Annotated in this window: 9 protein-coding genes; 7 read left to right on the top strand and 2 right to left on the bottom strand. The window is 53.8% G+C overall.

Annotated features, from left to right (window positions below; genetic code table 11):
- Positions 1-544: 544 nt before the first annotated feature.
- Positions 545-3,037, top strand: coding sequence for a hypothetical protein (locus P9L94_00465; protein MDP8242522.1), 2,493 nt, complete (start codon positions 545-547; stop codon positions 3,035-3,037).
- Between the two features lie 29 nt (positions 3,038-3,066).
- Here P9L94_00465 and P9L94_00460 read toward each other — a convergent pair whose 3' ends face one another.
- Together P9L94_00460 and P9L94_00455 are read right to left on the bottom strand one after the other, a co-directional pair.
- Positions 3,067-3,663 carry a hypothetical protein gene (locus P9L94_00460; GenBank protein ID MDP8242521.1) on the bottom strand — a complete coding sequence of 199 codons (597 nt, stop codon included), beginning with the start codon at positions 3,661-3,663 and terminating at the stop codon, positions 3,067-3,069.
- Complete coding sequence (locus P9L94_00455; GenBank protein MDP8242520.1) at positions 3,660-4,283, bottom strand: hypothetical protein; 624 nt, start codon at positions 4,281-4,283, stop codon at positions 3,660-3,662. The genes P9L94_00460 and P9L94_00455 overlap by 4 nt, the downstream gene beginning before the upstream one ends.
- Before the next feature lie 453 nt (positions 4,284-4,736).
- Here P9L94_00455 and serS point away from each other — a divergent pair, with 453 nt between their 5' ends.
- From serS to P9L94_00425, 6 genes are all read left to right on the top strand, one after another.
- Positions 4,737-6,014 carry a serine--tRNA ligase gene (gene serS / locus P9L94_00450; GenBank protein MDP8242519.1) on the top strand — a complete coding sequence of 426 codons (1,278 nt, stop codon included), beginning with the start codon at positions 4,737-4,739 and terminating at the stop codon, positions 6,012-6,014.
- 451 nt (positions 6,015-6,465) lie between these two features.
- Positions 6,466-7,392: a hypothetical protein gene (locus P9L94_00445; protein ID MDP8242518.1), complete on the top strand. Its 927-nt coding sequence runs from the start codon at positions 6,466-6,468 to the stop codon at positions 7,390-7,392.
- Positions 7,389-8,834 carry a hypothetical protein gene (locus P9L94_00440; protein MDP8242517.1) on the top strand — a complete coding sequence of 482 codons (1,446 nt, stop codon included), beginning with the start codon at positions 7,389-7,391 and terminating at the stop codon, positions 8,832-8,834. Before P9L94_00445 ends, P9L94_00440 begins: the two co-directional genes overlap by 4 nt.
- Positions 8,835-9,266: 432 nt before the next feature.
- Positions 9,267-11,087 (top strand): hypothetical protein, encoded by a 1,821-nt coding sequence (locus P9L94_00435; protein MDP8242516.1) that lies wholly within the window; start codon positions 9,267-9,269, stop codon positions 11,085-11,087.
- 120 nt (positions 11,088-11,207) lie between these two features.
- The gene (locus P9L94_00430; GenBank protein MDP8242515.1) at positions 11,208-14,837 is read left to right on the top strand and encodes a CotH kinase family protein; all 3,630 of its coding nucleotides are present in this window, start codon (positions 11,208-11,210) and stop codon (positions 14,835-14,837) included.
- Positions 14,838-15,246: 409 nt separating this feature from the next.
- Positions 15,247-16,002, top strand: a complete 756-nt coding sequence (locus P9L94_00425) for an alpha/beta fold hydrolase (GenBank protein ID MDP8242514.1) — start codon at positions 15,247-15,249, stop codon at positions 16,000-16,002.
- The last annotated feature ends 1 nt before the right edge of the window (position 16,003 follow it).

The raw sequence follows: 16,003 nt of genomic DNA, 5'->3' as shown, positions 1-16,003 counted from the left end.
TGTAGGGGCGCAACACGTTGCGCCCGAATCCCCCCTGGCGCTTTCAGCGCCGTCCCCCCTTAAAAAGGGGGGCTAAAAGTCTTAAGTCAATGACATTGGCTTCAGTGCGGGCTTTCAGGCCCTGATGCAACGAAATCAAAAATATCAGCCTTGTAGGGGCGCAACGTGTTGCGCCCGAATCCCCCCTGGCGCTTTCAGCGCCGTCCCCCCTTAAAAAGGGGGGCTAAAAGTCTTAAGTCAATGACATTGGGCTAGGGGGGATCAGGAAAAATGAGCGAATTCATTTCCCCCAAAAATGCGATGATTAAAAAAACCTATCCGCCCTTGCCTCTCTTACAGCAGCGCTAGACACGATTCAGCCTATCGAAATACAACCCCAAAAGGCCGGCAGCCCGCCCTCTAACTCATTCTTTGCTAAAGGTTTGGTGAAGAAATTGCGATTATACTATAGATAGAGCGATTGCCATCACTCTGTTTGTATGGGCGTTCTGTGCAATCGAGCAAGATGCGGCAATCCGTAAAGCGTAATTTTAACTGAGGCCAGATGACAAAACGGCTGGTGTTTTCTCTATGTGTATTGTCATGCCTGGCGGCGTTTGCCTATAGCGCCGCAGCGGAAGACCTGCGTCTGGATTCGGCGCTGTTGGACGACCTGTCTGCACCTGCGCAACTGGTTGTGGTTCCGTCAACGCCTGCGATGACCATTCTCCCCGCGACGTTCGCGGCGGTGTTCGAGAACGAACCCGTCACCTTTCAGCTCGAAGCCACTGGCGGCGCATCGTCGCAGCCGTACGTCTTTTTTGTTTCGCCGACGATTCCAAACGCCCGGTTAAACGCCCAGACCGGCGTCTACCGCTTTTTGCCCAATTTCATTCAAGCCGCGACCTACACCGTTGAGTTTAGCGCCGACAACCTGATCGACCGCGTCTCGAAGACGGCGACCATTCAGGTGAAAGACAACAACCGCCCGCCTGAGTTGCAAATCAGTTTTGCGAACACTCTTTCCGTTAATGAAGGCGCTTCAGTCCAGTTTGAAGCGGTCGCGATTGATCCAGACATCGACAATACTCTCGTCTTTAGCGTGACCCCTGCGGTCGCCAATTTGCATTTAGCGACGGATACGGGCGAGTTTTTGTTTCAGCCCGACTATTTTCAAGCGGGCGGCGCTACCATTGTAATTTCCGTCACCGATGGAACCCAAAGCGTCAGCCAAACGCGCATTCTTCAGATCAACAACGTCAACCGTTCGCCGCAACTTTCACTCAACCCCGAAGGAAAACACAACGTTCAAGCGGGCGATACCTTTAATTTGCTTGCGTTCGCGTCAGACCCTGATTTAGAAATCTTGGACCTCAGCGCAACCGGGCTGCCCTTGAATAGCACGTTTGACCGCAACACTGGACGCTTTCGCTTTACCCCAAAACTCAATCAGTTTCGCCAGCAATTTCAAGTGAATTTTACCCTGACCGACGGCGCAGTGACCGTGCATGACTCGGTCGATTTAGAAGTCGGCGCCGACGTCAGCCACATTTGGGAATTCAATACGCCCAATGACTTTGAGGGATGGCGCGCCTTTCAACATATTTCAAACCTTGCAGTCAGCAACGGCTTTTTAGAAGGGACCGTTACCGGCAATGATCCAATCCTGTTTCGCTCGGGCTTGAATTTCGACACGTTTTCTCAATTCGAGATGGTGATGCGCTTTTTTATGACCCCGGTCGCGCCCATCGACGTTTCGTTCATCACCGACCAAGGCTCCTTTGTCGGCCCCAAAGCCATTACCGGGTTCAACGCCTTCGGTTATCAGACCGTCACGCTGAATTACAGCGACCTGTTTGACCAAACCAAAGTGATTGAAACCTTGCGCATTGACCCCGGCTTTATTCGGGCGTCGAGCTTCTCGATTGACTATATTGGCATCGTGCGCAGCAAGTTTCCACAGCGAACGCCGACGCCGGTCCCGAGCCCAACTTTTACGCCGACGCCAACTCCGACGCCCATGCCGACGCTGGTCGCTACTCCAACGCCAACCCCGGGGCCGCCGACGCAAACGCCGACGCCGTCGCCAACTCCAAACCCCAATCTGGCGCTATATACGTTTGAAAATTCGGCCAGACTGACATCACAATTCACGCTTAACGCGCCGCAAAACTTCAAACCCGCGACGGGGCTTATCTCCGTCTCGCCTGATGTCGATGGGTTCAGCGGCAAGGCGCTCAAAGTGGTTGCGCGTCCCGGCGAAGGCATGATGATTGTCGCCAATACCCCCGTGACCTCTAAAGATGAACCCCTGTGGGCCAACGTCGCCGCCTGGGTCGATTCGTCGTCCGCCACCATTTCGCTGATGGCGTTTAACTGGCCGGTCGATAATCAATTTGGCTATAACATGTCTATTGAAGGGGCCATGCCCACGGGCGTGGCGCGCCAGTTGACGACCATTTATGACCCTCCGGGCGATATGGCGCTGTTGGCGTTGCAAATTACCCAACCCGCCGACGCCAACCACGACGCCACCGTATTCTTCGATAACTTACAAGCGCAATTGCTCGGCGAGTTTGACCGCGTCAAACAACCGCTTCAGCCCGAAGGGTCGTTCAATACCAACCTGAACGGGCTTATCATTAATTTGACCAACAACAAGGGCGGGGTGCAGATCATCCGCGACCTCTTCGGTAACCAGTCGATCGCGCTCTCATCCAGTCCCAGCGCTCCGTCGGCCAATGTCGGCGTCTTTAGCACCACCAGCCAGGATGCGTTCAACCAGCTGCAAATGGCGCAGGTTGACGTGAAACGCCTGAACGGAAGAGATGGAATGATTGATTATATCTTTACGGACGGTCGTTCTGCATTCGGGCTGGTCGCGAACGGACGCTTATTGCGAACCAGCGTAAGTACGCGCTTGACCATTGGCGGGCGCATCTTCATGCGGGAGCCGTATATCACGCCGATTCTGCTATTACAAAATGCCGGGCCGTTCGCCGCCACCGCAATCAACGCCGACGAATTCACCCAATTCACCATCAACCGCCTTCGCTAAGCGCCCCGTCGCTCCATCAGACGCTCTCATTACGAACCGCTGGCTTTGCGGGGGACGGCGTCTTTGGGGAATTGGACTGATTCACCCATGCGGGAGCCTTGGTTGCCCTTGGTTTTGATTGATGTTAATTCTTTGTCTTTGCCGTTCATGGTGAACCGAAACGTGAATTCAACCGACTTGGCGAATACTTTATCCTGGTTTGGCGGGTTGTAGAGAATTTGCGCGGGCGTTTTTGGGGTTCCTACCAAAATCATGATTAGTTTTTTTGGATCATATTGAATTTTTTCCGGCCCGGATAAATATTCGTCGCCGCGTTGAATTTTGGCGTCGCCTTCGAGCAAAAACTCTTCGGTTGCGAGTGCGTAGCGGATTTTTTTTGCGGTATAGATGGTGGTGCGGGTGCCTTCAACCAAGGTCGCTTTGGCGACGGCCATGCCCTCTTTGGGACTGAGGTTTAAGATAGGCGCGTCAGAGAACGGGTCTTCGGCTTCCCACTCGGTGTCTTCGTCGATGAAGACATCGCCGTTTCCCGTCGAGAACGAGGTCGAGAGGTCTTGGGCGAAGGCGGTTGCGCTCATCATGGCGATCAAGAAAAAGGCTGCGAAGGGGTAGAGGTTTTTTTTCATGGTTTTGGTTTCCGTGCGCTCAATAGCGTTTCTTTATTTTGGTTAATTTTCTCTTGAATCGGATCAAAATACAATGCGCCTTGCGGGTCAATGCGTTTTGATTTCGATGCGCGAATTCTTAATTCATAACTGCCCAGCACTTCAAAAAGCAACAGCTCATTGTCGAAAACCAAGCGGTCGGCGTCAACCGCCGTCTGTCCGCTTTGGGCGGAGGCCCCGCCGTTGAGTTGCATCCGGTTAAATTCGGAGGGCAAGGCGCTGACGTTGGTTTCGACCTGAAATTGTCCAGTGGCGCCCGTGGCTTTGAATGACTCTTCGGCGGCGGGATTGTCCCAGGCCAGTTCGGGCGAGTCAAGTAGAAATTTTTTTTCGGTTTGATTGAAATAGGCGCTGGGCGCGTTGACGATGATGCGTCCGCCGTCTTCGCCGAGTTGTTCAAAGCGCAGGCCTTCAAACGAGATGCCCGAATAGGCCAGGCTCGACGGTAAGGCGCGGGGGTCATGCACCGGGGCGCGTTCGATATAAAACGACATGGCGACCACCCAGCCCCAAAAGAGCACAGGCCATAGGTAGCCGCGTCCGGTGAATTCTTTGAATTGCGTCCAGGTGACAGGTTGCATAGTGGCTATTGTGGCGCCGAAGCGGGCTTTGGTCTACTCGGCCCTGCGTCGGTTTGTTTTGGAAGAGTTCAATCGTATAATTCCAACCTATCTGTATTCAAGCATACAGAGCGTTGCGTTATCGCGAGGGCCGTCCGCTGCGGCGAACGACCGAAGCGCCGGGAGGGCGAGGCTCCCGCCGAGCCACAAGAAATAAAAACGTCAGCGATATTCTATGGCTCACCAGGAAGTTCGCCCTCTCGATCTTTCACAGAAGGTTTAAGCCATTAATTAGCATCTTGGGTGTTCGTCTAGACGAATTAACCCGCCAGCAAAATAACCAGGGCCGTGGATTCAAATCCCCCCTGGCGCCTTGACGGCGCCGTCCCCCCTTAAAAAGGGGGGCAGGGTTGTCTTCGGTAAATTAAAACACGCGCGTTTTCGCGAACAGGCGAAACGTTTGGAGGATTGACTGTGCTGGATCTGAAAGTCATTCGTGAAAAGCCTGAATGGGTCGAAGCCGAGCTGCGCCGCCGCGAGCCGGGCGTTTCACTCAACGCCATTGTTGAACTCGACGCCAATCGACGCGCCTTGCAAACCGAAACCGACGAGATGCGCTCGAAACAAAACGCGGTCACCGACCAGATCGCCGTCTTGAAAAAAGACAAACAAGACGCCAGCGCCGTCATCGCCGAGATGAAGCAACTCTCAGAGCAGATCAAAGAAAAAACCGTCCAACTGCGTGAACTAGAAACGCAACTGGATATGAAAGTTGCGGAACTGCCCAACCTGCCGCATGAATCCGTTCCGACGGACATGGACAAGGCCAACAATCAGGTGGTGCATACCTTCGGCGAGAAGCCGCAGTTTTCGTTTCAACCCAAAAACCATTTGGAACTGGGCAAGTCGCTGCAACTGTTTGATTTTGAGCGCGGCGCCAAAATTACCGGGTCGCATTTCCCGCTTTATTGGGGACAGGGCGCACAGTTGGAATGGGCGCTGCTCAATTTTTTCCGCGAGCATAACCAAAAGCGCGGATACATCCCGGTGGTCCCGCCGCTGTTGTTAAACCGCGACACCACCTTCGCGTCGGGCAACTTGCCGAAGTTTGAAGACCAATTGTACAAGTGCAAAGACGATCCGTTTTATTTGCTGCCGACCAGCGAAGTGCCGCTGACCAGCATGTTTCGCGATGAGATTCTCAACGAAGACGACCTGCCGCTGATGTACACCTCGGTGACGCCCTGTTTCCGCCGCGAAGCGGGCGCGCACGGCGCCGAAGAACGCGGGCTGGTGCGGATGCACCAATTCAACAAATGCGAAATGTATAAATACACCACGCCCGAAACCTCATACGATGAGTTGGAGGCGTTGGTCAAAGACGCTCAGCATATTCTCGAAGAACTGGGGCTGCATTATCAGTCCATGCTGCTGGTGACGGGCGATATCGGCAACCAGGCCGCCAAGACCTATGACCTCGAAGTGTGGCTGCCGGGGCAAGATTCGTACTATGAGGTTTCGTCGTGCAGCAACTGCGAAGACTATCAGGGTCGGCGCGGCAACATTCGTTACCGCCCCAAAGACGGCGGCAAACCGCGTTTTGTTCACACCTTGAATGGTTCCGGTTTGGCGACGCCGCGCTTGATGATTGCGGTTCTCGAAAACAACCAGCAGGAAGACGGTTCGGTGATCGTGCCCGAGGCGTTGCGGCCTTATATGAGCGGGCTTGAGGTGTTGGAGCCGAAGGGGTAGCGAAAGGTTCGCATGGCGCAGCGGCGTGGGTGCATCTCTGCTCGCTTCGGTGCGGGCTTTCAGGCCCTATTGCACAGGCGCTCACAGAGACGCCCTCCACGCCGGAGTTGGCGTGGATTCAGTAAACACAATACCGCGAACTGAAAAATGAGTGGTTACCCAAAGTGGACAAAATGCGTAAGTTTTGATACGCTTAGTGTTTCAGGCGGGGCGTATAGGTGTTGAGGGTTGGTTGAATACACGGAGATTGACGTAACGCTTTCAACCCCCCTCTTATATCTCCCCCCATCTTGGGGGGAGGGAGCAAAACTTGAGGTAGGGTGGGTTCGAAGCAGCCTGCCGGGATCTATTTGCCCTCACCCCAACCCTCCCATAGGGAGAGGGAGCAGGTTGTGAATACTTTCAGGGTGAGTTCTGAACTCATTCAAATACTGATGAAAACGAGTTTTCTATGTTGCGAACAATTGTCACAAGCGTCTTTACTCTCTTGCTGTCTGTTTCTGTCGCGGTTGCGCAGCCGTATGAGATCAAAAATATCTTCAGGCCGGGCGCAGTCACGTTTCTGACCTTAGATACCTACATTCAGGGCGCCATGCAGAGCCAGGCGGGCGCGTTCCCCATCGAGGCCACCAATAGCGGGCTGTTTCGCTATGAAATTCAAAACGTGCTGACGACTGGCGCGGTGTGTAACGTGAAACTCGAAAAAATGGAAATGTTCGCGCCGATGGCGGGGCACCGCGAACCGCTGGATATGATCCCAATTTTGGCGAAAGAAGACGCCGCGTTTGATCTCACCATGAAGACCAACGGCGAAGTGGTAAAAAACTCTAAGCAACTCGACCTGGGAGCCGTGCTGCCGGGGTTGGACCAGGTGGGGCTTTCGCCGATTCAGATCCGCCCGTATATGCGCTTGCCGAACGGCCCGGCGAAGATCAACGACGTCTGGTCGGAAAGTTGGGTGGTTCCCCATTTAAAAGGCTCAAAGCCGATCATTGCTTACGCGACATACTCCCTGCGCAAAATTGAAGAACGCGACGGAGTGCGCACTGCTGTGATTGAAAGCGAAACCACCATCAACGCCGAGAACGTGCAATTTGACCCGGTGAAAAGCGATGACGAGGCGCCGCCGCAAATTCAACTGACCTTGAACTATAAGTCATACGTCATGCGCGGGACGGGCGAGTGGTTGTTTGATCTCGAAAAAGGCCGCCTGACCTCGATGAAAGACGACACCCGCACCGAACTGGAAATGGCGGGATCATCGAACCTGGGGGGCATGTCGTTCCCCACGGAATACACGATGACCTTGCGGGTTCGGAACGCTGGCGTGAGTTTTGACTCAATGCCGGAATGGAAAGGCGCTGCGCCGCAAGAATGATGACTTCTCCTTTACGTATATGCGCCGCGCTGGTTTGTGCGGCATTGATGGCCTGCGTCGCCGGCTTGCCGACGGCGGTCGCTAAGGCGGCGGTCAGCCGCGATAAAACCAATGCGTTTCTTTTGTCGAACCAGGGCAAATTGTTTTTCCCGCAAGGCGCCAATGTCGGCTACCTGTTGCAGGAAACCGTATCCGCGCGGACGTTGGATTCAACATTGAACATGCTGGCTGACGCGGGCGTGAACACGGTGCGGGTGAACCTCGAAGACGCGTTGGGCGACGGCGCTGCGCTGGATGCGCTGCTGGACCGTACTGGTATGTTTCGAGACGAGGTCATGCAGCGCTTTGAGGCGTTGCTTTCCGCCGCTGAGACCTATCAATTGCAGGTTGTCCCCATTCTGTTTGATTTGCAGTCCATGCAGGAAGATTGGGGCGCTTCGCCTTATAGCGAAGCCAACGGCGGGCCTTGCGAGAGCATTCATGATTTCTTGATGAACGCAAAAGTCCGCCAGCAGTCGTTGACCCGCGCCGCGCAATTGATCGAGCGCTTTCAAGGCCGCAATATACTCGCCTGGGAACTGGCGCGCGGCGCGAACGTCTGGGACGCTTCCGTCCCGCGTGATGTGGAACTTCGCGGCGAAGTCTTACTTTGGCTGAACTTGGTTCTCGACCGGGTGCATCAAGTGAACACCGAGCGCCACCTGATCGCCGCGTCATTTTGGCCGAACACGCTGCCGTATGATTTGATGGAGCAAGTTGACGTTTTGTTTCTTCACTTCCGTTCGCGCGCGCCCATTCTTGCGGCGAGCAGCATCCAAAATTTTCTAGAAGAGTGCCGGAAGTCGCGGCGCCCGGTGTTTATTAGCGAGGCGGTTTGGAACGCAAAACCTGCGCAGCGCGATTTGTTTTTCCACACGTTGTTTTGGTCGTCGCTTGCGATGAGCAGCAGCGCGTTTTTATCGCCGCTCGAGCGGGGATCGACGTTTGATTTCTCGGGTTTTGATTTGCAGCTGGCGAAAGCGCGTGAAGAGTTCATGCCGTTGTTGGATTTCACCGGCCCGGCGCGGCCTCCATCGCGGGCGCCCGTCACGGTGACGCCCAAAGATCAATATATTTTCATTGATAATCTTGTCGGGAACGACCGTCTGTTTTGGTTGTTTACCCGTGAGCCAGGCCGGAGCCAGGCGCAACTGGTTCTGCAAACCGTTGAAGGGATTTATGAATTGCAGTGGTTTGATATCGAGACGCTGGCCCCGTTGCAGCGCAACCGCTTTAATCAAGGGCGCAAAGACCTGAGAATTGAAACGCCCGCCTTTGAACAAAGCATCTTCGGCCTACTTCACTTGGTTAAAAAAGGTTCCTCAGAAAACAAAAACGGGCCGCCAGCGCCCAGTTCACCGGACGCTAACGGCTCGTTGCTCGGGCCGCGTAAAACTAATTAAACAACGTGTGAAATGAGCCTTGGAGACCGCTGTGGGATATTGAAAGCGCGAGATAAATGAGTCCTGAGCTAACGACAATTCCAGCGCTTAGCCAAATCCACGTGAGATGGGATTGATGAGTACGAGTATTTCGGCTTTTCGATTGGAGAGATTCCAACATTCTGTCCATCCGGGCTGTATACTCATCAACGGTTGCTGTTTCTTCTTCTGGTATTTGTTTTGTGTCAGTCATGGTGACACCTCCGTCAATGATCTAACTATATTGTAACTATTTATCGGCAATATGCCAACTATCTTTATAGTTTTCGCGTACAAGAGAGCGGTTTTGCTGGAGTATGATAAAATTATAGTAAATGTAATATGACTTCAGATATATTCTGGTTTTTAAATAAGACGAATTCAATATCTACCTGATTTGGTGTATCTTATCGAATGGCTGACCAAGACGCTGTGGAAATGAACCCCAAAGAAAATGTCAGCCGCTGGCTTTCAGCGGCGCTGATAATTATTTTGTTACTTGGGGCATTCTCTGCAGGATTATTTCCCATTCGCGGCAGCAATGACCCCTGGTGGCATCTGAAAACCGGACAGGTGTTGTGCGAGCATTTTGCCGAACATGGGTTTACTTTTCCCGAACATGACGTGTTTACCTACACCGGGGCGCAGACCGATTGGGTCAACCATGAATGGCTCAGCCAGGTGGTATTTTACAGCATCTATTCGATTGGGGGCGGCGAGCCGGGCGGCTTGCAGGCAGTCATCGCCTTCAAATCGCTGGTTTTGGCGGCGACGTATTTTCTGTTGGCGTTCTTTATTCGCCGCTTAGGCGTCGATTGGCCGATGGCTTGTTTGGGCGCGATGGTCGCCTTGCTTGCCGGACAACAGCATTTCTTTTTGCGGCCTCCGGTCTTTACAAACTTTTTTATCACGGTGTTTATGCACCTGCTGATGAACCTTCAGCAAGGCAAGCGGGCCAAGATCAACGTGGTTGCGATTGTGGTCGCCGAGATCGTGTGGATGAACCTGCACGGCGGCGGCGTGATCGGCATTATCCTCACTTGTTTTTGGCTGATGCAGGAAAGCTGGCTTTGCTTTTATGGTTGGATCCGAAACGCGGCGCGTCATGAGGCCAAATTCGGCCTGAGCCTGGGCGTGTTTGTTGCTGTTAGCGCTGTTTCGTTTCTGAACCCATTTACCTATCACATTCACCTGTTGCCGTTTCATGTGACCGGTGACGCGTTTTTGCTGCTCAGCATCGGCGAGATGCGTCCGCCTGACCTGCAACATTTCCAGGCGTTCTATTGGCTGCTGTTGGGATTGCTGTTCGTCCCCCTGGTGAATTTGCGGCGCGTTTCGATCTATGAAGGGCTGACGGTATTCTTCTTCACCCACCAGGCGCTCAACCACATGCGCCACCTGCCGCTGTTCGCGCTGTTCGCCGCGCCAACGGTGTTTGCTGCGCTCTATCAGGGGCGTAATCAATTGCGGGACGCTGTCCGTCATGCAGAGAATACGGGCGGCTTACAAGCGCTTATTCGTAACAGCATGAGGGCTGTCATCAATCGCCGCGTTGATGTGCTTATTGTGCTGCTGTTATTCAGCTGGCAGTATGGAACCATCTGGCGGGCGAACGCTTACAGTTTGCGCACCTATCTTGATACGGGATATGACAAGACCCGCTACCCCGTGGGGGCGGTCAATTTTCTATTACGCAACAACGCGCCCGGCCCGATGTTCAACCACGATAATTTTGCCGGGTATCTGATCTACCGTCTGGCGCCCGAACACTACACGCTGTTTACAGACAGCCGCTACGACCTGTGGGGCAGCCGCTACGCCAAAGAAGAGATCGCGGTGTTTTCGGGGATGGGCTGGCCGTTTGGCGCCTATCGCGACGACGGCGCCTGGCTTTCGTTCAAAGACGCCTGGACGCGCGACAGCCTGGGGGCCTACGCCAATGACCCGGCGTTTATGGAGACGTTTTCAGAGTTCCGCGCCTGGTGGAATAGCGAACAACCCTATTGGCAGTGGGTGCTCGATAAATATAAAGCGAATTTTATCATCACCTATACCCACCCGGTGGAATACCCCATCTACCGCATGTTGCAAGAAGAATTTTACGGGTGGTATAAAGTCTATGATAACCACGGCTACGCAATCTTCTTGCGCGACGCCCCGCAAAACCAGGCGTTGATTGAGCAATACGCGATGTTGTTTCGCGACCGCATCGGCGCCGTCCCGGCGAACGAATAATTTTCGCTCTCATAGACAACATGACTATTTCTATGATCCTGTGATATATTCATTGATATCGCTTACTATTTAATTGGCTGTCTGTTTGCCGTCTTACATTGTGAAGGGGAGTTTTCTTGCATGTTGCGAACCGTAATGTCCTGCCTACTATTGTGCCTACTCACTTATTCCGCGCAATCAGCCATTGTCATTAATGAGATTTTCTATCATGGGCCTGACAACACTCTCGAATATATCGAACTGTATAACGCAGGCGACTCGACGGTCGATCTTTCACGATGGACGTTGAAGGACGAACTCGACTCGCACGAATTTATCGTACCGTCTGGAAGTTCGCTTTCGCGCGACACGTATTTCGTCATCGCCAAAGATGAAGATGTGTTCCAGGAGAAGTATGGCTTTAGGCCGGACGCGAGCGGCGTTGGATTTAATTTTTCGAACTCCGGCGATAGCGTTCGCTTGTTTGACGCTTCGGGCGGTTTGATCGAAGCGGTCAATTATTCCGACCGCGCGCCCTGGCCGGAATCCGCCGACGGCCTGGGAACATCAATCGAACGGCGCAATCCAGCGTTACCGGCTTTTTTGGCTGCGTCGTGGGCTGCGTCAACAGAAAACGGAACGCCCGGCGAAGAAAATTCGGCCTACACCGAAGACCTCGCGCCGTTGGTGTACGAGGTTGACCACACGCCGAAGGTTCCACTGCCTAGCGAAGATGTAACCGTGACTGCGCGGGTGTATGACGCTGACGGCGAGCTGGGCGAGGTGAACCTGTATTGGGGGCGCGATGGTTCGCCTTATCGTCCCGTCGAGATGTTAGACGACGGCGCGCACGGCGACGGCGCGGCGGGCGACGGCGTCTATGGCGCAAGTTTTCGCGGCGCCAGTTTGGGCAGCATTTTGGGTTTCTATATTCAAGCCGAAGACGACGAAGGCAACGAGACCCTGTTACCTGAACAGGGCGAAGAACAACCCTATCTGACCGTGGTGGAAAATGCGTTGAACAACGAAACGGTTTCGGTCTTGCGGTTCGTTATGTTGCCGGATGTCTATCAGCGATTTTTAAGCCGCTACCAGACCGATGACTATTTCCCCGCGACGTTTTATGACGGCGATGAGGTTTACTATAACGTGCATGTGCGCCATCGCGGGCGCTCGCGCATTCGAAACGGGCGCTTTAAAATCCGCTTTCCGCATAGCCAGTTGTATCGGGGCCGGATTCGCCGGTTGAATTTTAACGGAACCGATTCCGCTACAATCTTGCGCGAGTATTTGAGTTTTCAACTCTATCAGGAAGCCGGGCTTCCAAACATGGAAACCGAACTGGTGCGGCTGCACGTCAACGGAGAACCCGGCGCCGGGACGCCGTACCGGGTGGCGATTGAGAACCCCGATTCGCAGTTCTTACGCCAGCGTTTGTACTTTAACAACGATGATGGCAATCTCTATAAAACCACCCTCGATGGGACGCCGCAAAACAAAGCCACCTGGCGGTATGTGGGCGACGACCCCGATTTGTATCGCGGCTGTTATCTTAAACAAACCAATGAAGAAGAAGACGACTACAGCGATATTATTCGTTTCTGCAAAGTGTTAAACGAAGCGGAACCGTGGGAGCCGGACTATCTGGCGCGCGCTGAGTCGGTCATCAATACAGACAGTTTTATGCGCTGGATGGCGGTATCGGCTTGCGTGGCGCATTGGGACTCGCCCTACACCGATCACGGACACAACTATGTCTTATACAACAACCCGTCCAGCGAACAGTTTTTTGTTCTCGCCTGGGACCTGAACGGCTCGTTCATTTATAACTCAAACCATAATGTCCTGAACTACCGCAAACATTACACCCATATCCGTTCGACCAAGTTTCCGACGATCAATAAGTTGCTAAACCACCCTGTCATTGGCGCGAAGTATTACCGCGAAATTGATAACCTGTTGAGCTACCTGTTCAGTTCTGATGTGATGAACGAGCGTATCGACAAAGCGCGCGACGCGCTGAAACTGGGCAACGGTTCGGTGTCGTTTTTACGCACTTACGTCAATCAGCGCATCGGCGACTTGTCGGAGTGGATCAACCGCGATCAGGGTTTGGCGTTTTTGTCGAAGCCCAACTATCAAGCCAACGCCGGACAAGCGTATCTCTACCGGATCGTCGCGGTCGATTATCAAACCAGCCAACAGCCAGACGTCTCGCTGGTGGAAGCGCCGGATTGGTTGACGTTGAACCCTGAAACGGGCGAGCTGAGCGGGACGCCGCCCGCCGCCGGCGAGTTTGAAATCAGCATTCGCGCCGACGGAAAAAAAGGCGCCATCGAACAGACGTTCACCCTGCAAGTGGTCGATCTCAGGCCGCGGGTGTTGATGAATTTTAATGATGATGGAGCGCGGGCGGCGGACCTGAGCGTGTTTAATAATGAAGGGACTTTGCGCGGCGGGGCCACACGCGGCGCCGGGCGGTTGGGACAATCGCTTGATATTACCGGGCAGTCGGATTATCTCACGATTCCGCACAACGAATCGCTTGATCTCTCCGGCGCAATTACCGTCGAGGCGTGGATTCGCGCAGAACCCGCCTCCGTTAGCAACCCGGTTATTCTGACCAAAGGCGACGCCAACACATTCAATTATAAATTGATGTTGGGCTATGGGCCGTTTAATTCTCATCCGTGGGAGCCGTGTTTTATGCCGCGTCCGTTTGATATTGTCGCGCGGGCGTATTATGGCGAGAAGGAAATCGAGTCAAATCTGTCGCCGCGAAAATGGGTGCACATCGCCGGGACGTTTGATTCGAATCGAGAACTGGTCTGCGTGTATCACAACAACAAACGCACTGTCGAAAGCGCTGGACGTTTTGTGATGGAACCCAATGGAAACGCGATTCAGATCGGCTTGAACGGCAACCAAACCTATCGTGGTTATATTGACGATATCAAGATTCTGCCGTTCGCGAAGCAGGCGTTCGCCGCAGGATTGTGTCTCTCGCGAATTGACGTGTCGGCGATCTCTCCCGCGCAAGAGCGAGTGAGGTTGTCGCTGTCGGTCCTGCGTGAGGACGCTCTCGATACGGCGGATTATTGTTTGTATCTAACACAGGCTGACCGCTGGTTGCAATTGCCGCCTGATACTTTACGCCCTGGAAATTCCGTCGAGTTTTGGCTGGATGATTTGGGGTTGGAGGAACCGCTCGGTCAACAAGAAACTTTCGCGCTCTATCCCGCCTCGCAATGGGGAACGCCGGGCCATGAGTGGGTGCTCGACCAGGCGTCGTGGGGCGCTGCGGGCCCTGGCGTCGACGACCCCGGCGTGTGCGCGGGGGTGTGGATAGACGGACGTTCTGTGCCATTGCTCGAAGGCGAATCAAATACGCTGTCGTTGACGGCGTTTGCTGACAACGATGATATGGACTTGGATTGGCAAGCCGCGCCGCAAGAAACCACAGGCCCTGCGTTAAGCGCGGTCTTCATCAATGGCGGCGACGTAACCACCAGTGACCGTGATGTGGAATTGAACATTGAAACCAGTGCGCCTACTTCGTCGCTGCGGATGCGTATTTCAAACGCTCCATTTTTCGATGGGGATTGGACCGCGTTTAAGCAAACCGCGAACTGGCAATTGCCGGGTGAAGATGGAGAGCATACGGTTTATGTGCAACTGTTGAATTCATCTGGGCAAAGGTCATTGGTTCGTAAGACGACAATTGAGTTAAAGCAGACGGCTGTGGAAGAATGGCCTGTCCATTTACGCTAGATTCACTTGTGTTTCTATCGGCTGCATGGATGCGGAATGCCTGTCGCAGTCAGGCTTGGGTGCATCTCTGCTCGCTTCGGTGCGGGCTTTTCGCCCTTGTTGCACAGGCGCCCCCAAGCCTGCCTGTTGTTCTGTGTGGGAACCCTGGCATGAGCAGCGGGGTGGGGTGGGTTTCGTAATTAACTGCAAAGCCGACTATTTTGAATTTTCGTTTATCTATATCAGGCTTGGGTGCATCTCTGCTCGCTTCGGTGCGGGCTTGCCGCCCTTGTTGCACAGGCGCTCCCAGAGGCGCCCCCAAGCCTGCCTGTTGTTCTATTTTGGAATCCGGCATGAGCAGCGGGGCGGGGTGGGTTTATAATGCAGATATCTCAAGTCATATAATTGGATTTAAAAGAGGTTTTTTTAAATGGATTCCGTTTCTAAGCAAAGCCGCTGGGTGCAGCCTGCGCCGGTGAATTCAAAGCAGACGCTGCGGTTGTTTTGTTTTCCGTTCGCGGGCGGCGGGGCTTCGGTTTACCGTACCTGGGCGGAACAACTGCCGGACTCTGTGCATGTGTGTCCCGTGCAATTGCCGGGCCGAGAGAACCGTTTGTCGGAACCGCCCTATTCGCAAGTCGCGCCGCTGGCGAGAATTTTGAGCGAGCAACTCGCTCCGCTGATGGATATGCCGTTCGCGTTTTTTGGCTACAGCATGGGAGCGTTGATTGCGTATGAATTGACGCGTGAGTTAAGGCGGTCAAACCGCGCGACGCCGGTGCGTTTGTTTCTCGCGGCGCATCGCGCTCCGCAGTTGCCAATGCGGCGGGAGGCGATTTATCATCTGGACGACGAAGGCTTCAAACAAGGGCTGCGCCATCTGGAAGGCACGCCCGAGGAAGTGCTCGCGAATGATGAACTGATGGACATTATGTTGCCGCGATTGCGGGCGGATTTTACGCTCTATGAAACGTATACGCATCAAGCCGAAGCGCCCTTGGATATGCCGCTCAGCGTCTTTGGCGGGACGCAGGACAAGGACATCCCCAAAGAAAATTTAGCGGCCTGGAGCGAGCTGAGCAACGAGTCGACGAACTTGCGTATGATTGAGGGCAATCACTTTTTTATCAACACGGCGGAGAAAAATATTCTTGACTTTGTTGTTGCTGATCTTGAATTGAAGTAAG

The sequence above is a fragment of the Candidatus Hinthialibacter antarcticus genome, assembly GCA_030765645.1.
GTDB lineage: Bacteria > Hinthialibacterota > Hinthialibacteria > Hinthialibacterales > Hinthialibacteraceae > Hinthialibacter > Hinthialibacter antarcticus.
Note: the sequence above shows the minus strand (reverse complement) of the source record. Positions and strands in the feature narration are given on the sequence as shown.